The organism is Grimontia sp. THUN1695 (assembly GCF_059704325.2).
In genome coordinates this window covers 2,149,423-2,168,186 of record NZ_AP046577.1, presented here as the reverse complement: position 1 = coordinate 2,168,186, position 18,764 = coordinate 2,149,423, and the positions used below count along the sequence as shown (strand labels likewise).

Sequence of the window (18,764 nt, the reverse complement as noted above, 5' to 3'; positions counted from 1 at the left end):
AATGCATACCGAATCTCCCATTAAACGTCGTCCGTCTACGCGTATTTATGTGGGCGACGTGCCCATTGGCGATGGCGCGCCAATCGCAGTCCAATCGATGACCAACACGCGCACTACCGATGTTGAAGCAACGGTTGCGCAAATTAAGGCGCTCGAAAAAGTCGGTGCAGACATTGTCCGTATCTCTGTGCCCACGATGGATGCGGCTGAAGCGTTTAAACTGATCAAACAGCAATGCACCATTCCTTTGGTTGCCGATATTCATTTTGACTACCGTATCGCCCTGAAAGTGGCGGAATACGGCGTGGATTGTCTTCGCATTAACCCGGGTAACATTGGCAACGAGCAGCGTATCCGCTCTGTGGTTGATGCTGCCCGTGATAGAAACATCCCTATCCGCATTGGCGTGAATGGTGGCTCACTGGAGCGTGACCTACAGGAAAAATATGGTGAGCCGACCCCTGAAGCGTTGGTTGAATCTGCAATGCGCCATGTTGATATCCTCGATCGCCTGAATTTCGACCAGTTCAAGGTCAGTGTGAAAGCCTCGGATGTTTTTCTGGCTGTCGAGTCATACCGCCAGTTGGCAAAACGCATTGACCAACCGTTGCACCTTGGCATCACTGAAGCCGGTGGCGCACGCGCTGGGGCTGTGAAATCAGCCGTTGGCCTTGGCATGCTGCTAAGTGAAGGTATTGGTGATACCCTGCGTATTTCCCTGGCGGCAGATCCGGTCGAGGAAATTAAAGTCGGTTTCGATATTTTAAAATCACTGCGCATCCGCTCGCGTGGTGTGAATTTTATTGCCTGTCCGACATGCTCCCGTCAGGAGTTTGATGTGATAGGCACCGTAAACGCACTGGAACAGCGTCTGGAAGACGTTGTTGTGCCGATGGATGTGTCAGTGATTGGTTGCGTGGTCAACGGACCGGGCGAAGCGGAAGTGTCACACATTGGCGTAGCAGGTGGTAACAAGCGCAGCGCGTATTATGATGATGGCAAGCGCCAGAAAGAACGTTTTGACAACGACAACCTGATCGATCAGCTGGAAGCAAAGATCCGGGCGAAAGCGGCAATGCTGGATGAGAACAACCGCATTGACATCAAAACACAAGGGTAAGCGCCTGCTTACTGATAGCAAGAACAAACAGATCGGTGACGAGAGTTAACGTGGCAAAAACTATTCAAGCAATCCGAGGCATGAACGACTGCCTTCCCACACAGTCTCCACTTTGGCAAAAAGTCGAAGGCACGGTGAAAGACGTGATCAGTGCATACGGCTACAGCGAAGTGCGCATGCCGATCGTGGAAATGACCCATTTGTTCAGCCGCGCCATCGGTGAAGTGACCGACGTGGTTGAAAAAGAAATGTACACCTTTGAGGATCGCAATGGCGACAGCCTGACCCTGCGTCCTGAGGGCACCGCAGGTTGCGTGCGTGCCGGTATCGAAAATGGCCTGTTGTACAACCAGGAACAGCGCCTGTGGTACCTTGGCCCTATGTTCCGTCACGAGCGTCCCCAAAAAGGTCGTTACCGCCAGTTCCATCAGTTTGGCGTGGAAGTCTTTGGTCTCAATGGCCCTGACGTTGATGCAGAGCTTATCATGATGACCGCTCGTCTGTGGCGTAAGCTGGGTATCCATGAGCATGTGCGTCTTGAGCTAAACTCAATTGGTTCACTGGAAGCACGTGCAAATTACCGTGAAGCATTGGTTGACTTTCTGATGCAACACGAGGCGATTTTGGATGATGACTGCAAACGCCGCATGCACACTAATCCATTGCGGGTGCTGGACACTAAAAACCCAGACATTCAAGCGGTTCTGAGCGATGCACCTAAGCTGTCAGCCTATCTGGATGAAGAGTCTAAACAACATTTTGCAGGTCTTTGTGAACTGTTGGACGCAGCAGGTATCCAATACACGATAAATGAGAAACTGGTTCGCGGTCTGGATTATTACAACCGCACTGTTTTCGAATGGATCACCGACAGTCTGGGGGCCCAAGGTACAGTCTGTGGCGGTGGCCGCTACGATGGTCTGGTTGAACAGCTGGGCGGTAAAGCGACACCGGCAGTTGGTTTTGCCATGGGTGTTGAGCGTTTGGTGCTTCTGATGGAAACCCTGGCGCTGGATGAAACCCGCCCTGCGGTTGATGTATATATGGTGACTGCAGGTGAAGGCACACTGATTGCAGGCATGAAACTGGCAGAGACATTGCGTGAGCAGGTGCCGGGCCTTCGTGTCATGACTCACTTTGGTGGCGGTAACTTTAAAAAGCAATTCAAACGTGCAGACAAGGTTGGTGCGTCGGTGGCACTGGTATTGGGCGAAGATGAAGTCGCCAACAACCAGGTGACTTTTAAAGATCTTAAAGGTGGCGAACAGCTAACTATTTCTCAGGATGAAGTAGCTGACAAACTGGCTCAACGAGTTTAAGAGAGGACAAAACGTGGACGTCTACACCACAGAAGAACAACAAGTTGAAGCGATTAAAACGTGGTGGCGGGACAACGGCAAGGCCGTTGTCCTCGGCGCAGTAATCGGTTTGGGTGGCCTGTACGGATGGCGTTATTATCAGGCAGAAATGGAAACCAGCCGTGAACAAGCTTCAGATGCGTACACCCAAGTAGTGAGTGCCTTGGTTGCAGGCGATGCGCAGGCGGAAGAAAAAGCAGCAACGTTTATCAAAGACCACGAGGGCGCGTATACATCCCTGTTGGCGTTGCAGCTGGCGAAATCGTTTGTTGAAGCGGGTGATTTAACCCAAGCTGCTGAACAACTGCGTCGTGTACAGTCATCAAAAGACGACACACTGAAAACACTGGCAACGGTTCGCCTGGCTCGTGTTGAAGCGGAGCTTGGCAACTACGATGCCGCACTGTCACAGCTTAATAGTGTGACTGCAGACAGTTGGAAAGCCCAGGTTGAAGAGTTGCGTGGCGATATCGAACTGCGTCGAGGAGATGTGGTTGCAGCACGTTCTGCCTATGCCGCATCCATTGCCGCAGCGACTAATCCTGTTGTTCAAATGAAACTGGACAACCTGTCCCAATAAGGCCTGACTATGATTCACAAGGGATGGAAACGTGTTGGTGCAGTGGCATTGCTGGGAGTACTTCTGACCGGTTGTGCCGGTGAGGAGGATTCTATCCAGATGGCGCCTGTACCAGCGGTAGACAGTGAGTTTACGCCTGCACAGGTTTGGAAAACCCGCGTAGGTGATGGCGTCGGAAACTATTTCACTAACCTGTCTCCGGTTGAGGCATACGGTAAGATTTTTGCAGCAGATCGCGAAGGTGTGGTTCAAGCCATCAACATCGAAGAGGGAGCCTTACTTTGGCGTGTTGATTTGGGTGATGTTACTCCGGCACTGCTTTCTGGTGGATTAACGGCAGCATACAGCAAGGTCTATGTCGGTACTGAAACCGGGAATCTTATCGCTCTGGATGAAGAAACCGGTGAGACAGTGTGGCAGGTCAATGCAGGTGGGGAGATCCTTTCCAAACCACTGGCTGATGAAAGCCTGGTGATCGTCAACACCAGCCGTGGTGAGTTAGCGGCGTTTGACGCAGAAAGTGGAGAAGAGCGTTGGCGTATTTCCAGTGACGTACCAAACCTGACGTTGCGCGGTGACAGCTCTCCGGTATCTACAGCTGGTGGTGTGTTCTGGGGCATGGCAAATGGCCGCCTTGGGGCAGCATTTATTGAAAACGGTAACATTATCTGGCAACAGCCTATCGCGAGCCCGAAAGGGGCAACCGAGATTGATCGGTTGGTGGATGTTGATGCGACACCTGTGATTGACGGCGCATTGCTTTATGCGGTGGGGTATAATGGCCAGTTGGTGGCTATCGATCTGCGTTCAGGTCGTGCGGTCTGGAAGCGTAATTACAGCTCATCGACAGATTTTCTGGTGGCGGGTAGCTACCTTTTCCTGATTACTGATAAAGACCACGTGATCGCCGTGGATGCGCGCAGCGGCACTGAGATTTGGCAAAACCGCGAACTAGAGTATCGTCAGCTGACTCCGCCTGCTTCGATTTCAGGATACGTGGTTGTTGGCGATGCAGAAGGTTATCTGCATTGGATGGATCCCAGCTCTGGTGAATTTGTCGCTCAGCAGAAAATAGACAGCAGCGGTATCGCCGTAAGCCCACTCAATGTGGAGGAAGGCTATATTGTGATTACACGTGACGGCACAATAAGTAAAAATCAAACACTGTAATGTCAGTTGTTTGCCCATTATTCGGCTCCTGAACCTGATAGGTCAGGAGCCGCTGTTATTAATGAATTTGAGATGTTAAGAGGTCAGTATGATTCCTGTCGTAGCCCTGGTTGGGCGTCCTAATGTGGGGAAGTCGACACTCTTTAACCGGCTGACAAGGACGCGCGATGCGCTCGTTGCCGATTTTCCAGGTTTGACCAGGGATCGTAAGTACGGAAAAGCGTTACTGGGTGAACACGAGTTTATTGTTGTTGACACCGGCGGTATTGATGGCACCGAAGAGGGTGTGGAAACCAAAATGGCAGAACAGTCGCTCGCTGCAATTGAAGAAGCAGATGTGGTGCTGTTTATGGTGGATGGCCGCGCAGGCCTGACTGTTGCCGATGAAGCGATTGCCCAGCACCTTCGTAGTCGCCAGAAGAAAACGTTCTTGGTGGTAAACAAAGTTGACGGTATTGATCCGGATGCTGCCAGTGCGGAGTTTTGGCAATTGGGTATGGAAGAGATGTACCAGATTGCAGCGGCTCATGGCCGTGGTGTACTGGCATTGATTGACCGCGCCCTGAAACCGTTTGCCGAAGAATTGGCCGGTAATGAGGAAGGTGACGGAAAAGAAGGCCTGGTTGACCTTACCGGTGAGCAGGACGATGACAAAGACGAGAAAGATCTGACGGAAGAAGATGCGGAATCTGCGTTGGAGCGTCTGCGTAACCTGCCGATTAAATTCAGTATCATTGGCCGCCCTAATGTGGGTAAATCAACGCTGACCAACCGCATTCTGGGTGAAGAGAGGGTGGTGGTCTATGACATGCCGGGGACCACGCGCGATTCTATTTATATTCCAATGGAACGTGATGGTCGCGAGTACGTCATTATTGATACTGCGGGTGTCCGTCGCCGTAAGCGCGTGAATGACAAAGTGGAGAAGTTCTCGGTCGTCCAGACACTGAAAGCGATTGAAGATGCAAACGTTGTGCTTCTGGTTATCGATGCGCGGGAGAACATTTCCGATCAGGATTTGAGCCTGCTGGGTTTTGCATTGAACGCTGGCCGTTCAATCGTTATCGCGGTGAACAAGTGGGACGGTCTGGACAGCGACGTCAAAGAGCGTGTGAAGTCGGAGCTTGACCGCCGTCTTGGTTTTGTGGACTTTGCCCGAATCCACTTTATCTCTGCGCTGCACGGCACTGGTGTGGGCCACCTGTTTGAGTCAATTCAGGAAGCCTATGAGTCAGCGACCCGGCGTATCAGCACCTCCATGCTGACCCGTATTATGAAGATGGCGCAGGATGATCATCAGCCTCCGATGATCCGTGGCCGACGCGTGAAGCTGAAATATGCACACGCGGGTGGTTACAACCCGCCGATTATCGTGATCCACGGTAACCTGGTACGTGAACTGCCAGATTCATACAAACGCTATCTGATGAACTACTACCGTAAATCACTGGAAATCATGGGAACACCGATCCGCATCCAGTTCCAGAATAGTGAGAACCCGTTTGAGGGCAAGAAAGAGAAGCTGACCATTTCTCAGGCACGTCAACGCAAGCGATTGATGGATATGGTGAAAAATCGCGGTAAGAAGTCATAGTTCACGGATAGGTGTCAATATACTTCAGGGCAGATACTGAACAGTTAAGACCCGGATCCGTTGAAGACCTTACTTAGAGAGTGAATAATGCCCTCAGTACATCAAGGACTGAGGGCATTTTTTATGTGGGCGCATTGATGCCGATGACTTTGCCGTCCTCTCTACTCGTTATCCAGCCGTAACCTTGTGTGCACTTTTCCCGCGGCTGTTGTTGATGCATTTAATAGCACACTACATAACGGTCGGGCCTGTGATTCATGGCTAACACCAAATTCAGAACAAAGGCACCAACGACAGAACAAGCGAGAAGCCAGGGGGATACGTAGAAAAAAGAGGCCAGCAGGATGGTAATGTCGATTCCCATCTGTACGTTACCGGCACGGATACCAAATTTATCCTGACAATACAGTGCCAGCACATTGAAGCCGCCAAGGCTCGCGTTGTGACGGAAGATCATTAGCATCCCCACCCCCATCAGCAGACCACCAATCAGGCCGCAGTAAAGGGGTTGTAGCCACCCGATAGTGAACACGTGTGAGATATGGTCGACAATCAATGACACCATGCCGCCAGCTAAGACACTGCGAAGTGCAAACTGGGCACCAAAACGCTGCCACCCCATCACGTAGAAAGGTATGTTAAACAGGAAGTACAGCGTACCGAAAGAGAGATCTGTAAATTGGGTGATCAAAAGGGCCAGACCTGTCGTACCGCCTGTGAGCAGCCCTGCTTGCTGGAGAAAATAAACACCCTGCGCCACAACGAACGCGCCAGACAAGATAGCAACCATGTCTTCAAATGGTGAGTGTCGGGGTTGGTGATTCAATGAAATAACTCCTGAAATAGGTGGCGTTTTTACATTTGATAATGACGCAACCAACGGTAATTGAAAATAAAAAGCAAGGCATCTTAATGAGATTCTGTTGCTGGCGAAAGAGGTCGTGTTAACTGGGGTTTGTACCTGTGTCAGCAAGTGCGTACGGTGTGTAAATATGGCGGGTTTACAGCGTTTGAAAATAGCACCGGCACGCCAAAAATTGGCGAGTGTGGCAACATGTGACACAGGTCAACGTGAATTCAGTTCATGATTGGAATGAGAAAAGACCATGTCCGATCAGGCAAAAAAAATGTGATTGCTACTACCTGTTGCGCAACAAATTTTGTAAAATTGCTACCATTAATAAGTTAATGACGAAAACGTTTGCGTCCGCATGGATACTGGTGTTTTCGATGTGGTAAAAATCAACCCAACCAGGTTGACCCGGTAATTTGCCTCCACGAGTTATCTGGTCAACTTGGTACCCAGGGAACTATCTGAGTCAGGAGATACAGATGCTAAAGCGTGACATGAACATCGCTGATTACGATCCGGAGCTGTTTGCCGCGATCCAGGAAGAAACTGCGCGTCAGGAAGAGCACATTGAGCTCATCGCGTCAGAAAACTACACCAGCCCTCGCGTAATGGAAGCGCAAGGTTCCCAACTGACTAACAAGTATGCGGAAGGTTATCCAGGCAAGCGTTACTATGGCGGTTGTGAATACGTAGACAAAGCCGAAGCACTGGCGATTGAGCGTGCCTGCCAGCTGTTTGGCTGCGAATACGCAAATGTGCAGCCTCACTCTGGCTCACAGGCAAACAGCGCGGTTTATATGGCACTCCTTCAACCGGGTGACACGGTTCTGGGGATGAGCCTGGCACATGGTGGTCACCTGACACACGGTTCACCGGTTAACTTCTCTGGCAAGCACTACAATGTCATCCCTTACGGCATTGATGAAGCAGGCCAGATCAACTATGACGAAATGGAAGCATTGGCGCTGGAACACAAGCCTAAGATGATCATCGGTGGCTTCTCTGCGTATTCCCAAATCGTTGACTGGGCACGTATGCGTGAAATCGCGGACAAAGTGGGCGCATACCTGTTTGTAGACATGGCACACGTTGCAGGCCTGATTGCTGCGGGTGTATACCCAACACCAATCCCTCACGCTCACGTTGTGACAACGACGACCCACAAAACCCTGGCGGGTCCACGTGGTGGCCTAATCTTGTCGAACGCGGGTGAGGAAATGTACAAAAAACTCAATTCTGCCGTATTCCCGGGTGGTCAGGGTGGTCCTCTGATGCACGTTATCGCGGCGAAGGCGGTGGCATTCAAAGAAGCGATGGAGCCAGAATTCAAGGCGTACCAGCAGCGCGTTGTTGATAACGCCAAAGCAATGGTGAGTCAGTTCCAGGAGCGCGGCTATAAGATTGTTTCTAATGGCACGGAAAACCACCTTTTCCTGGTTGACCTGATCGACAAGAACATCACAGGTAAAGATGCAGACGCCGCACTGGGTGCAGCGAACATTACCGTCAATAAAAACAGCGTGCCAAACGATCCACGAAGCCCGTTTGTGACCTCGGGTATCCGCGTGGGTACACCGGCAATCACCCGCCGTGGTTTTACCCAAGACGATGCGAAAGCACTGGCGAACTGGATGTGTGACGTGCTGGATAACATCGACAACCCAGACGTTATCGAAGCGACCAAAGCCAAGGTACTGGAAATCTGTAAACGCCTGCCAGTATATGCATAATCTGTGTTTGGTTTAAAAAAGCACCTTCGGGTGCTTTTTTTATACCTGTTTTCACCACTTTCGCGGTTTATCAGGTCTGCAAATCAGGTACACTGTTTACCTATTGTTTAAGGAGGCGAGATGCACTGTCCATTTTGTGGTGCGAATGACACCAAAGTCATTGATTCACGGCTGGTCGCTGACGGTCACCAAGTGCGTCGTCGTCGCCAGTGTTTAGCCTGTAGTGAACGTTATACCACGTTTGAAACAGCAGAGCTGGTGATGCCGCGTATCATCAAAACCAATGGTAACCGTGAGCCATTCAACGAAGATAAACTGCGTGGCGGTATCCAGCGGGCATTGGAAAAGCGACCGGTAAGCACCGACGATATAGAAAAGGCGATCAACGCCATCAAATCGACAATTCGGGCGACGGGTGAACGTGAGGTGTCATCAACGCTGGTAGGCAACCTGGTGATGGACGCGCTGAAAGAGCTCGATAAAGTGGCTTATATCCGTTTTGCATCCGTCTATCACAGCTTTGAAGATATCCGGGATTTCGGTGAAGAAATTGCCCGCCTGGAAAAATAAGCGGTTACATGTTCTCAATTTTTGATTCCCAAATGATGCTGCGGGCCATTGAACTGGCAAAACGCGGCATTTATACCACCGCCCCTAACCCAAACGTTGGCTGTGTGATCACCCAGGGGGATGATATTGTCGGTGAGGGTTTTCACTTCCGGGCCGGTGAGCCTCATGCAGAAGTCTATGCTTTACGCGCCGCTGGCGAGAAAGCCTGCGGCGCAACTGCCTATGTTACCCTGGAGCCCTGCTCCCATCATGGCCGCACTCCTCCCTGTGCAGATGCACTGATTGCCGCCGGAGTCAGCCGTGTGGTTTGTTCCATGGTTGATCCCAATCCGAAGGTGGCCGGGCGCGGTATTCAGCGCATGCGCGATGCAGGCATTCAGGTCGATGTCGGCTTGATGCAGGCACAGGCAGAAGCACTTAATCCCGGTTTTATCAAAGTGATGAAAACTGGCTTGCCATATGTCCAGTTAAAGCTGGCTTCCAGCATTGATGGCCGCACTGCATTGGCCAATGGACAGAGTCAGTGGATCACCGGGGCAGAAGCCCGTGCCGACGTTCAGGTGTTCCGGGCACAGGCGGGGGCGATTCTCTCGACCAGCCAGACGGTATTGGATGACAACCCGTCCCTGAATGTACGCTGGGCGCAACTGCCGGAAACGGTAAAGTCTATGTATCGACAGGATGATGTACGCCAGCCGGTCCGTGTGATTTTAGATACCCACAGAAAGGTCAGTGAAAGCGCAAGGCTGTTTTCGCTCGATGGGGATGTCATTATCGTGACGGCAAAAGATGATAAGCCATCTGCGAATGAGTCAGTTACGGTACTGACCGTTGAACAACAAGACGGACACCTGAATCTTAATAGCACATTGCGTGCGCTGGTGGCGAAGGGCATTCATCACATCTGGGTTGAGGCGGGTGCGACGTTGGCGGGGAGTTTGCTCAATGCCGGTCTGGTGGATGAAGTGATTGTCTATCAGGCACCTAAACTGATGGGCAGTGACAGCCGGGGTTTGGTCAAGCTTGAAGGGTTGACCAGTATGAGTCAGGTGCCAACCTTTACGTTGACTGACGTCACCCGGATTGGCGACGATGTGCGGTTTCACATGCAAAAGCCGCAGCCCGACTGATATTGGAAGCGAAAAATTATGTTTACAGGAATTATCGAAGCGGTTGGCCATATCCAGAAAATCACCCCTAAAGGCGGTGATATTTCACTGACCGTCGATAGCGGGAAGCTGGATTTGTCTGACGTGAAGCTGGGTGACAGTATTGCTACCAACGGTGTCTGTCTGACGGTTGTTGCACTGACAGGTAATGGTTATGTGGCAGACTTGTCAGGGGAAACGCTCAAGCGTACTGCCTTTGCAACGTACAAAGCGGGCCACAAAGTAAACCTGGAAAAAGCCATGTTACCCACCACACGCTTTGGCGGTCACATGGTGTCTGGCCATGTTGATGGGGTGGCTACAGTGGTTTCCCGTACCCAAGCCGGACGGGCCATTGAGTTTTGGCTGGAAGCCCCGGCAGGGCTTGCCAAATACCTGGCTGAAAAAGGTTCAGTGACCATTGATGGCATCAGCCTGACCATCAACGCGGTAGATGGCAACCGCTTTAAACTGACCATCGTGCCGCACACGGCACTGGAAACCACCATCGAAGGTTTCACTATCGGGCATCAGGTCAACATTGAAGTGGATGTGATTGCCCGCTATCTGGAACGACTTATGATGGGCGATCGCGCTGCACAACAATCGGGTGCAAGCGGTTTGACCATGGCAAAGCTCGCTGAGTCGGGCTTTTTGAGATGACCGAACTGAAAACGGTAAAAACAGGGACAGAACGATGCCAATCAGCAGCGCAGAAGAGATCATTGAAGATATCCGTCAGGGCAAAATGGTCATCCTGATGGACGATGAAGACCGTGAAAATGAAGGTGACATCATTATCGCCGCCGAACGGGTCACGCCGGAGGCCATTAATTTTATGGCGACGTATGGACGGGGCCTGATTTGTCTCACCATGACCAAGGAGTGCTGCCAGCGCCTCGGGTTGCCGTTGATGGTAAGGGAAAACAATGCTCAGCATTCCACTGCATTCACTGTGTCGATAGAGGCTGCGAGGGGGTAACGACCGGCATTTCAGCGGCAGACCGTGCCCGCACTGTGGAAGCGGCGGTTGCACCGGATGCGGTAGCCGCTGATCTGGTACAGCCGGGACATATCTTCCCATTAATGGCTCAGGACGGTGGTGTGCTGACCCGGGCAGGCCATACGGAAGCAGGCTGCGATCTGGCACGCCTTGGCGGATATTCCCCTGCCGCAGTCATTGTCGAAATCCTGAATGAAGATGGCACCATGGCGCGTCGCTCGGATCTGGAAAAATTCGGCGAGAAACATGGTATCAAGCTTGGCACTATTGCGGATTTGATTGAGTACCGTAATAACAACGAGACCACGATTGAGCGTGTGGCGGAATGTAAGCTGCCGACAGAATTTGGTGAGTTTGACCTTATCACTTACCGCGACACCATCGACAATCAGGTGCATTATGCGCTGCGCAAAGGGGAAGTGAATAACCAACCGACGCTGGTGCGGGTTCACCTTCAGGATACCTTTACCGATTTGCTGCACTCCGACCGCTCTGCCGAGCGCAGTTGGTCACTCAGTGATGCGATGAAGCGCATCAATGCCGAAGGCGGGGTGCTGGTGATCTTGGGTAAAGAAGAATCGTCTGCGTCGATCATCGACAAGGTTCGCCGTTTTGAAGCCCAGGATAAGGGCGAGCAGCCAGCAGCAGCGAAATGGCAGGGCACCAGCCGTCGAGTCGGTGTAGGTTCACAAATCCTGGCAGATCTCGATGTTACCGATATGCGCCTGTTGTCATCGGCCAACAAACGCTACCACGCGCTCTCGGGGTTTGGCCTTAAAGTGGTTGAATACGTTGTCGACTAAACGAAAACCTGACGCAAGGGAAATGTAGCCCTCCGCAGCGTTTTTCTTTCTAAACAGGCATGGGCCTGAATCACCTGCCCGCAAGGTTTAATCGCTGGCGGCTTTGCAGAAAAGTGTGATAGAATCCCGCAGTTTCTCAATCCGGATAAAATACGTCACAGGAAGGCCCATGAAGGTAATTGAAGGTGCGTTCGCAGCACCCAATGCGCAAGTTGCAATCGTTATCTCCCGTTTCAACAGCTTCATTAACGAAAGTCTGCTGGAAGGTGCTATTGATGCACTGAAGCGTCAGGGCCAGGTAAGTGAAGATAATATTACCGTAGTACGTTGCCCAGGTGCTTATGAGTTGCCACTGGTGGCGCAACGTGTTGCAAAAAGCGGCCGCTACGACGCTATTATCGCGCTGGGATCAGTGATCCGAGGCGGTACGCCACACTTTGACTATGTGGCCGGAGAATGTAACAAAGGTCTGGCACAGGTTGCACTGGAGTTTGATACGCCTGTGGCATTTGGCGTGCTGACCGTAGATACCATTGAACAAGCCATCGAACGCGCGGGTACCAAGGCTGGTAATAAAGGGGCAGAGGCTGCACTAAGCGCGCTTGAAATGGTAAACGTACTGTCCCAAATCGAATCCTAAACGGGGGTTATCGTGAAACCAGCCGCAAGGCGCAATGCGCGCCATTTTGCATTGCAAGCCATTTACTCTTGGCAACTGACGAAAGACAACGTTGCTGATATCGAAGCGCAGTTCCTTGCTGCAGATAACTATGAAGAAGAAGAGCACCAGGCAGAGGAACCACGTCTGCGTCAACCAGAAACGGATGTGGAATACTTCCGCGATCTGCTGTCTGGTGTTGTGCTGAACTACCAGGAACTGGATAGCAAAATGCGTCCTTATCTGTCCCGTCCCCTACAGGATTTGGATGAAATGGAGCACGCAATTCTTCGCCTGTCTATGTATGAACTGTGCAAGCGTGAAGACGTTCCTTACAAAGTTGTTATCAACGAAGCGATTGAACTGGCGAAGCGTTTTGGTGCGGAAGACAGCCACAAGTTTGTGAACGGTGTGCTGGACAAAGCAGTACCAACGCTGCGTAAAAAGTAATCGATATTAGGATTTGAAAGGCCGGCCTCGCTGGCCTTTTTTCTTAGGAAAGAATCATGGCCGGTAACGAATTTGAATTGATAAACCGTTACTTTAAGTCGCAGCCTGTCACGCGCCGCGATGTGGACTTGGGCATTGGTGACGATGCTGCGCTGATCACTGTCCCGGAAAACTGCCAGTTGGTGGTTACCACGGACACCCTGGTCGCCGGCAATCACTTTTTGGCAGATGCTGACCCGGTGATGGTGGCGCATAAAGCACTGGCGTCTAATCTCAGCGATCTGGCTGCGATGGGGGCAATACCTGCCTGGTGTTCCCTTGCCCTGACACTGCCTGAATCCAATGAATCCTGGATCGCGGCTTTCTGTGAGGGGTTCTACAAGTTGGCTGAATACTATCAGGTACAGTTAGTCGGTGGTGATACCACTAAAGGGCCGCTCAGTATCACGGTAACCCTTCAGGGATTTGTGCCATCGGGTAAGGCAATACGCCGTGATACCGCAAAAGCCGGCGACTGGCTGTATGTCACGGGTAAACTCGGTGACAGTGCGGCAGGGCTGGCCGTGATTTTAAACGGCAATGCGCCGAGAAATGACGTGGAAAATACCTTGTTGCACCGTCACTATTACTCTGAACCCCGGGTTCTGGCTGGGCAGGCACTGCGTGGAATTGCCTCTTCTGGGCTTGATATCTCTGATGGTCTGGTGGCCGATCTGCGCCATATTTTGAAAGCCAGTGGTGTGTCGGCGGTGATTCATGCCGATGCGATTCCTGTCTCAGATGAACTGCTGGCCTTCACCGGCAGTGCAGAAGCCGCGGCAAAAATGGCGCTGTGCAGCGGTGAAGAGTATGAGCTTTGCTTTACCGTACCGGAAAGTCACCGCGGGGCGGTGGATGCTGCACTTTCCCACACCAACACGCCCGTCAGCTGTATTGGGCAGCTTCGTCACGGTGAAGGGGTGACCGTCATGTGGCAGGGGAAAGCTGTCGATTGGCCACTGAATGGTTGGGATCATTTTTCAGAGTGATGTATGGATAATCCAATTAAAAAAATCCGTTTGGGCAATCCGGTGCACTTGTTAGCGACGGGGTTTGGTGCCGGTCTTTCGCCCTGGGTGCCGGGCACGGTGGGAACTCTGGCTGCGGTGCCTTTTTATTTTCTTTTCATTTCCCTGTCGAGCTGGGCGCTGCCTGTGGCGGTGGTGATCGGGGCATTAGCGGGTATTTTCCTTTGTGGGCGAACATCATCAGACATGGGGGTTCACGATCATGGTGGCATTGTCTGGGATGAGTTTGTCGGCTTTTGGATCACCATGTTACTGGTGCCGTCAGCAGACTGGCAGGTGGTACTGGCCGGTTTTGTGATTTTCCGCTTTTTTGACATGGTGAAGCCGTGGCCAATCAGTTGGCTGGACAAGAAAGTTCACGGTGGGCTCGGCATTATGCTGGATGACATCGTGGCCGGTGTGATGTCGATGTTGGTGTTGTGGGCCGGGATTCGTTGGTTAAACGGCGCCTGAGGCGCCGTTGTTTTAAGGTAGTTTAGTTGGCAAGGTAACGGCGGATTTGTGCTTCAATGCCTTTTCCGTCGATTTCCAGCTCGGCGTGCAACTCTTGTTGGGTGCCTTGGTGGATAAATTTATCCGGCAGACCAATTTGCAACACCGGTTTGATTTGACGGGATTTCATCAGGTATTCAATGACCCCTGATCCCGCACCGCCCGAAATGGCGTTTTCTTCTACGGTCACCAGCACGTCGTGGGTTGCAGCCAGCTCATCAATCAAGGCTTCATCCAAGGGCTTCACAAAACGCATGTCTGCGACGGTGGCGTTGAGCTTTTCTGCTGCCTCCATGGCGTAGGGCATCATGGTGCCGAAGTTCAGGATGGCGATTGTCTCTCCCTGGCGACGCAGTATACCTTTGCCGATAGGGAGTGCAGTCATGGTTTTTTCTACTGTCGCACCACAGCCTGTGCCTCGGGGATAACGCACTGCACTCGGACCTTGGTGGAGATGGCCGGTATAAAGCATCTGGCGGCACTCGTTTTCGTCGCTTGGGGCCATGATCACCATATTAGGGATACAGCGCATAAAGCTGAGATCGAACGCGCCCTGATGGGTCTGACCATCAGCGCCGACAAGCCCCCCGCGGTCGATAGCAAACATCACCGGCAAGTTCATGATGGCAACATCATGGATAAGCTGGTCGTAGCCCCGTTGAAGGAAAGTGGAATAAATGGCGACGACAGGATGGTAGCCACCAATGGCCATCCCCGTTCCGAGTGTCACGGCATGTTGTTCAGCGATAGCCACATCAAAGTAGCGGTCAGGGAAGGCTTTCGAAAATCTCACCATACCTGAGCCTTCACGCATGGCTGGAGTGATGGCGAGAAGCTTGTCATCTTCCGCTGCCATGTCGCACAGCCAATCCCCAAATACCTGTGAGAAAGTAGGCCCAGAAGATTGCGATTTAGGAAGAGTGTGCTCTGCTGGGTTGAATTTAGGCACGGCGTGATAGCCAATCGGGTCTTTCTCTGCTGGTGCGTAGCCTTTGCCCTTTTTGGTCATTACATGTAGAAATTGCGGGCCTTTGAGGTTTCGCATGTTCTTGATGGTCTTGACCAGCTCCTCCACATCATGGCCGTCGACGGGGCCGATGTAATTAAAGCCCAGCTCTTCGAACAGGGTACCCGGAACCACCATCCCTTTGAGGTGCTCCTCGGCACGGCGAACCAGCTCTTTGATTGGCGGTGCGCCAGACAGCACTTTTTTGCCGCCTTCACGGATTGAGGTATAGAAATTGCCGGAGAGCAACTGTGCCAGATGGTTGTTCAGGGCGCCTACGTTTTCCGAAATCGACATTTCGTTGTCGTTGAGGATAACCAGCATATCCGCATGTACATCTCCGGCGTGGTTCATGGCTTCAAATGCCATGCCTGCGGTAATAGCGCCATCGCCGATAACGCTGACCACTTTACGGTCACGGCCTTCTTTTGCCGCCGCAATCGCCAACCCCAGTCCTGCACTGATAGAGGTTGAGCTATGGCCAACAGAAAGCACGTCATATTCGCTTTCTTCGCGCCACGGGAAGGGGTGAAGACCGCCTTTTTGGCGGATAGTCGGCAGCTTTTCGCGGCGGCCGGTCAGGATCTTGTGAGGGTACGCCTGATGGCCGACATCCCAGATCAGGTGATCAAATGGCGTGTTATACACATAGTGAAGCGCCACGGTCAGTTCGACCGCACCAAGACCAGATGCAAAGTGGCCACTGGAATGGCTAACTGAGTTGAGGAGATAGGTTCTAAGTTCGTCGCACAGCTTTGGCAGGACGTCGCGGGGCAACGATCTGAGTTCGTCAGGCGTGTTTGCCAACGCGAGCGTTGGATATTTTGCTATATCGAGAGTCATAAATTCGTTTTGGCGCTGCTTATTTTAATTCTTGCGCTCGATGATATACCGGGCGAACATTTCCAATTGCTCTGTATTGTAGGGGATTGCATCCAGCGCTTGTAGTGCTTCTTGATAAAGAAGCATTGCTTTCTGTTGCGCGCCCTCCAGCCCCAACAGTGCAGGGTAGGTGCTTTTCTCCGCTGCGATGTCGGAACCTTGCGGTTTTCCAAGTGTTTCCGTGTCACTGATGATGTCAAGAATGTCATCTTGCACCTGAAACGCAAGGCCAATGGCGTTGGAGAAGGTATCCAGTTGTGAAAGGTATGTGGCACCTTGTTTACCGGCAGCCAATGCCCCGAGTCTCACGGCGCAGCGGATCAGGGCACCGGTTTTATTGCGATGGATGGTTTCCAGTGTGTCCACATCGACCTTTTTGCCTTCAGCAGACAAATCGAGCGCCTGACCCAGACACATACCCGCGGCACCGGAAGCGGCCGCTAGTTCTTTGACCATCTGGATTCGGTACGCCTCACCTTCTGGTGAGAGATCACCTTCAGCCAGAATGGTAAACGCCAGAGTTTGCAGCGCGTCACCTGCAAGAATGGCGCTGGCTTCATCGAATGCCACGTGGCAGGTCGGCTGGCCACGGCGCAGATCATCGTTATCCATGGCTGGAAGATCGTCATGGATTAACGAGTAGGCATGGATGCACTCGACGGCAGCGGCTGGGGTATCCAGTGCCTCGTCAGGTGCACCAAACAGCTTTCCGGTCATGTAGGTCAAAAACGGCCGTACCCGTTTTCCGCCAAGCAGGGCGCCGTGCTTCATGGCTTGAACTAGCGGTTGTTCCTGATGCCCGAGTGAGGCAAGCCAGTAGGCCAGCTTGTCATTGTTTCGCGTTTGGTAATGAAGAAGAGTGGAGGTTAGGGCGGTATCACTCATCGCGCGTATCTTCAAAAGGTTCCAGGGGAGCATTGTCGTCTTGTGCAAGCAGGATTTCGACGCGCTGCTCTGCATCGGACAGGGTCTTCTGTCCTTGACGCGCGAGAGAAATTCCGCGTTCAAACTGTTTCAGCGCTGTGTCCAGAGGCAGGTCACCACTTTCAAGGCCATTAACAATCGTGTCCAGCTCTTTGAGGGTTTCCTCAAAGTTCATGTTTTCAGGTTTTTTTGCAGCCATGATAATCCCAGAGTTATCAGAATGCGGGAGAAGTTAACTCAGCGCCTGTTAGGGGTCAAACGCTTGAGTGAAAATCTGCGCTGCCGGGGAGATTTTCCCGGGCTTTCGACGATTTCGGCTTGATTTTTGTCTGTGTTTCTGTCGGTGACATGTCTCTGACTGCCAAGGGTTAGCCGCTATAGAATTCACGAAACCGGATATTGGACTTAAACTTGAGACATAAATCCGTACCTTGAGAAGAGTTACGTATAAAATCTAAGAGATGCGCTAAATCTATCGCTGTTGCTGCCGTTAACGGAAAGGCAGGTAGCGAATTCATTGATACCTATACCTACATACTGTTTAGGTATCCGACTCTTCTGGCTGGAAAAATTTTAAGGGGATCGTTCTGTGGATCTGGCGACACTCATAGGCATTTTGGGCGCCTTTGCCTTCATCGTGATGGCGATGTTGCTTGGTGGCACCATCAGTATGTTCGTAGATATTCCATCTACCCTGATTGTTTTCGGCGGCAGTTTGTTTGTTGTGTTGATGAACTACACCCTCAGCCAGTTTTTTGGGGCATTTAAAATCGCCGGCAAGGCGTTCATGTTCAAAGCTGACGATCCGGAAGACCTGATTGCCAAAATTGTTGAAATGGCAGACGCTGCGCGTAAAGGGGGTTTTTTGGCCTTGGAAGAGATGGAAGTGCCAAACACCTTCATGAAAAAAGGGGTGGATATGCTGGTGGATGGCCACGATGCGGAAGTGGTGAAAATGACCTTGCAAAAAGACATTACCATGACCGATGAACGCCATGATGCCGGCGCGCAATTCTATACGGCACTGGCGGATGTTGCACCCGCCATGGGGATGATCGGTACCCTGATAGGTCTGGTTGCCATGCTGTCGAATATGGATGATCCGAAGGCCATTGGCCCTGCAATGGCTGTCGCCTTGTTGACCACCTTGTATGGCGCCATGCTCGCCAACATGGTCGCTATTCCCATCGCCAATAAACTCCGCTTGCGTAAAGATCAGGAAAAAATGAACCGCCGGTTGATCATGGATGGTTTGCTGGCGATTCAGGACGGCCAGAATCCACGCGTTATTGACGGCTATCTGAAGAACTACCTCAACGAGAAGAAACGCTCTGTTGACGTAGACGGATAAGGAGT

The 18,764-nt window shown here is 51.8% G+C and carries 18 protein-coding genes and 1 pseudogene; 15 read left to right on the top strand and 4 right to left on the bottom strand.

The genetic code is table 11. The features are described 5' to 3' along the window. Position 1 precedes the first annotated feature (1 nt). The 5 genes from ispG to der all read left to right on the top strand — a co-directional run bounded on the left by ispG (position 2) and on the right by der (position 5,822). A complete protein-coding gene (ispG, locus tag AC6IB1_RS13440) occupies positions 2–1,120 on the top strand; it encodes a flavodoxin-dependent (E)-4-hydroxy-3-methylbut-2-enyl-diphosphate synthase (RefSeq protein ID WP_497567075.1) in 1,119 nt (372 codons plus the stop codon). 50 nt (positions 1,121–1,170) lie between these two features. After that, a complete protein-coding gene (gene hisS / locus AC6IB1_RS13435; protein ID WP_497567074.1) occupies positions 1,171–2,439 on the top strand; it encodes a histidine--tRNA ligase in 1,269 nt (422 codons plus the stop codon). Positions 2,440–2,452: 13 nt separating this feature from the next. Beyond that, positions 2,453–3,058 carry a YfgM family protein gene (locus AC6IB1_RS13430; RefSeq protein WP_497567073.1) on the top strand — a complete coding sequence of 202 codons (606 nt, stop codon included), beginning with the start codon at positions 2,453–2,455 and terminating at the stop codon, positions 3,056–3,058. 9 nt (positions 3,059–3,067) lie between these two features. After that, positions 3,068–4,228 carry an outer membrane protein assembly factor BamB gene (gene bamB, locus AC6IB1_RS13425; protein ID WP_497567072.1) on the top strand — a complete coding sequence of 387 codons (1,161 nt, stop codon included), beginning with the start codon at positions 3,068–3,070 and terminating at the stop codon, positions 4,226–4,228. 88 nt (positions 4,229–4,316) lie between these two features. Beyond that, positions 4,317–5,822 (top strand): ribosome biogenesis GTPase Der, encoded by a 1,506-nt coding sequence (gene der, locus AC6IB1_RS13420; protein WP_497567071.1) that lies wholly within the window; start codon positions 4,317–4,319, stop codon positions 5,820–5,822. A gap of 220 nt (positions 5,823–6,042) precedes the next feature. Here der and AC6IB1_RS13415 read toward each other — a convergent pair whose 3' ends face one another. Beyond that, on the bottom strand, positions 6,043–6,612 hold the full coding sequence (locus AC6IB1_RS13415; protein WP_050778546.1) for a DUF6198 family protein: 570 nt from the start codon (positions 6,610–6,612) through the stop codon (positions 6,043–6,045). A gap of 542 nt (positions 6,613–7,154) precedes the next feature. Here AC6IB1_RS13415 and glyA point away from each other — a divergent pair. The 9 genes and pseudogenes from glyA to pgpA all read left to right on the top strand — a co-directional run bounded on the left by glyA (position 7,155) and on the right by pgpA (position 14,557). Further along, the gene (glyA, locus tag AC6IB1_RS13410; protein ID WP_497567070.1) at positions 7,155–8,405 is read left to right on the top strand and encodes a serine hydroxymethyltransferase; all 1,251 of its coding nucleotides are present in this window, start codon (positions 7,155–7,157) and stop codon (positions 8,403–8,405) included. Positions 8,406–8,525: 120 nt separating this feature from the next. Beyond that, the gene (gene nrdR / locus AC6IB1_RS13405) at positions 8,526–8,975 is read left to right on the top strand and encodes a transcriptional regulator NrdR (protein ID WP_005503739.1); all 450 of its coding nucleotides are present in this window, start codon (positions 8,526–8,528) and stop codon (positions 8,973–8,975) included. An 8-nt stretch (positions 8,976–8,983) separates the two neighbouring features. Further along, positions 8,984–10,105 carry a bifunctional diaminohydroxyphosphoribosylaminopyrimidine deaminase/5-amino-6-(5-phosphoribosylamino)uracil reductase RibD gene (ribD, locus tag AC6IB1_RS13400; protein ID WP_497567069.1) on the top strand — a complete coding sequence of 374 codons (1,122 nt, stop codon included), beginning with the start codon at positions 8,984–8,986 and terminating at the stop codon, positions 10,103–10,105. Between the two features lie 18 nt (positions 10,106–10,123). After that, positions 10,124–10,786 (top strand): riboflavin synthase, encoded by a 663-nt coding sequence (locus tag AC6IB1_RS13395; RefSeq protein WP_497567068.1) that lies wholly within the window; start codon positions 10,124–10,126, stop codon positions 10,784–10,786. A 34-nt stretch (positions 10,787–10,820) separates the two neighbouring features. After that, positions 10,821–11,929 (top strand): annotated as a pseudogene (gene ribBA, locus AC6IB1_RS13390) (bifunctional 3,4-dihydroxy-2-butanone-4-phosphate synthase/GTP cyclohydrolase II). Between the two features lie 169 nt (positions 11,930–12,098). Continuing rightward, positions 12,099–12,569, top strand: coding sequence for a 6,7-dimethyl-8-ribityllumazine synthase (gene ribH, locus AC6IB1_RS13385; protein ID WP_005503735.1), 471 nt, complete (start codon positions 12,099–12,101; stop codon positions 12,567–12,569). Between the two features lie 12 nt (positions 12,570–12,581). Next, positions 12,582–13,037: a transcription antitermination factor NusB gene (gene nusB / locus AC6IB1_RS13380; protein WP_005503734.1), complete on the top strand. Its 456-nt coding sequence runs from the start codon at positions 12,582–12,584 to the stop codon at positions 13,035–13,037. Positions 13,038–13,093: 56 nt separating this feature from the next. Beyond that, the gene (gene thiL, locus AC6IB1_RS13375) at positions 13,094–14,065 is read left to right on the top strand and encodes a thiamine-phosphate kinase (protein ID WP_497567067.1); all 972 of its coding nucleotides are present in this window, start codon (positions 13,094–13,096) and stop codon (positions 14,063–14,065) included. Positions 14,066–14,068: 3 nt separating this feature from the next. After that, entirely contained in the window at positions 14,069–14,557 is a 489-nt protein-coding gene (gene pgpA, locus AC6IB1_RS13370; protein ID WP_497567066.1) for a phosphatidylglycerophosphatase A, read from the top strand. A gap of 22 nt (positions 14,558–14,579) precedes the next feature. Here the strand turns inward: pgpA and dxs are convergent, their stop codons facing one another. From dxs to xseB, 3 genes are read right to left on the bottom strand one after another with little or no spacing between them, the layout of a single operon-like run. Further along, positions 14,580–16,445, bottom strand: a complete 1,866-nt coding sequence (gene dxs, locus AC6IB1_RS13365) for a 1-deoxy-D-xylulose-5-phosphate synthase (RefSeq protein ID WP_497567065.1) — start codon at positions 16,443–16,445, stop codon at positions 14,580–14,582. Positions 16,446–16,469: 24 nt separating this feature from the next. Next, a complete protein-coding gene (gene ispA, locus AC6IB1_RS13360; RefSeq protein ID WP_497567064.1) occupies positions 16,470–17,369 on the bottom strand; it encodes a (2E,6E)-farnesyl diphosphate synthase in 900 nt (299 codons plus the stop codon). Then, positions 17,362–17,607: an exodeoxyribonuclease VII small subunit gene (xseB, locus tag AC6IB1_RS13355; RefSeq protein ID WP_497567063.1), complete on the bottom strand. Its 246-nt coding sequence runs from the start codon at positions 17,605–17,607 to the stop codon at positions 17,362–17,364. Before xseB ends, ispA begins: the two co-directional genes overlap by 8 nt. A 390-nt stretch (positions 17,608–17,997) precedes the next feature. Between xseB and pomA the strand changes: the two genes are divergently transcribed. Then, entirely contained in the window at positions 17,998–18,759 is a 762-nt protein-coding gene (pomA, locus tag AC6IB1_RS13350; protein WP_497567062.1) for a flagellar motor protein PomA, read from the top strand. The last annotated feature ends 5 nt before the right edge of the window (positions 18,760–18,764 follow it).

Excerpts from the sequence above, each read along its gene's own strand:
- ispG (WP_497567075.1), top strand. The coding sequence starts at position 2 with ATGCATACCGAATCTCCCATTAAACGTCGTCCGTCTACGCGTATTTAT.
- bamB (WP_497567072.1), top strand. The coding sequence starts at position 3,068 with ATGATTCACAAGGGATGGAAACGTGTTGGTGCAGTGGCATTGCTGGGA.
- der (WP_497567071.1), top strand. The coding sequence starts at position 4,317 with ATGATTCCTGTCGTAGCCCTGGTTGGGCGTCCTAATGTGGGGAAGTCG.
- AC6IB1_RS13415 (WP_050778546.1), bottom strand. The coding sequence starts at position 6,612 with ATGGTTGCTATCTTGTCTGGCGCGTTCGTTGTGGCGCAGGGTGTTTAT.
- glyA (WP_497567070.1), top strand. The coding sequence starts at position 7,155 with ATGCTAAAGCGTGACATGAACATCGCTGATTACGATCCGGAGCTGTTT.
- nrdR (WP_005503739.1), top strand. The coding sequence starts at position 8,526 with ATGCACTGTCCATTTTGTGGTGCGAATGACACCAAAGTCATTGATTCA.
- ribD (WP_497567069.1), top strand. The coding sequence starts at position 8,984 with ATGTTCTCAATTTTTGATTCCCAAATGATGCTGCGGGCCATTGAACTG.
- AC6IB1_RS13395 (WP_497567068.1), top strand. The coding sequence starts at position 10,124 with ATGTTTACAGGAATTATCGAAGCGGTTGGCCATATCCAGAAAATCACC.
- ribH (WP_005503735.1), top strand. The coding sequence starts at position 12,099 with ATGAAGGTAATTGAAGGTGCGTTCGCAGCACCCAATGCGCAAGTTGCA.
- thiL (WP_497567067.1), top strand. The coding sequence starts at position 13,094 with ATGGCCGGTAACGAATTTGAATTGATAAACCGTTACTTTAAGTCGCAG.
- pgpA (WP_497567066.1), top strand. The coding sequence starts at position 14,069 with ATGGATAATCCAATTAAAAAAATCCGTTTGGGCAATCCGGTGCACTTG.
- dxs (WP_497567065.1), bottom strand. The coding sequence starts at position 16,445 with ATGACTCTCGATATAGCAAAATATCCAACGCTCGCGTTGGCAAACACG.
- ispA (WP_497567064.1), bottom strand. The coding sequence starts at position 17,369 with ATGAGTGATACCGCCCTAACCTCCACTCTTCTTCATTACCAAACGCGA.
- xseB (WP_497567063.1), bottom strand. The coding sequence starts at position 17,607 with ATGGCTGCAAAAAAACCTGAAAACATGAACTTTGAGGAAACCCTCAAA.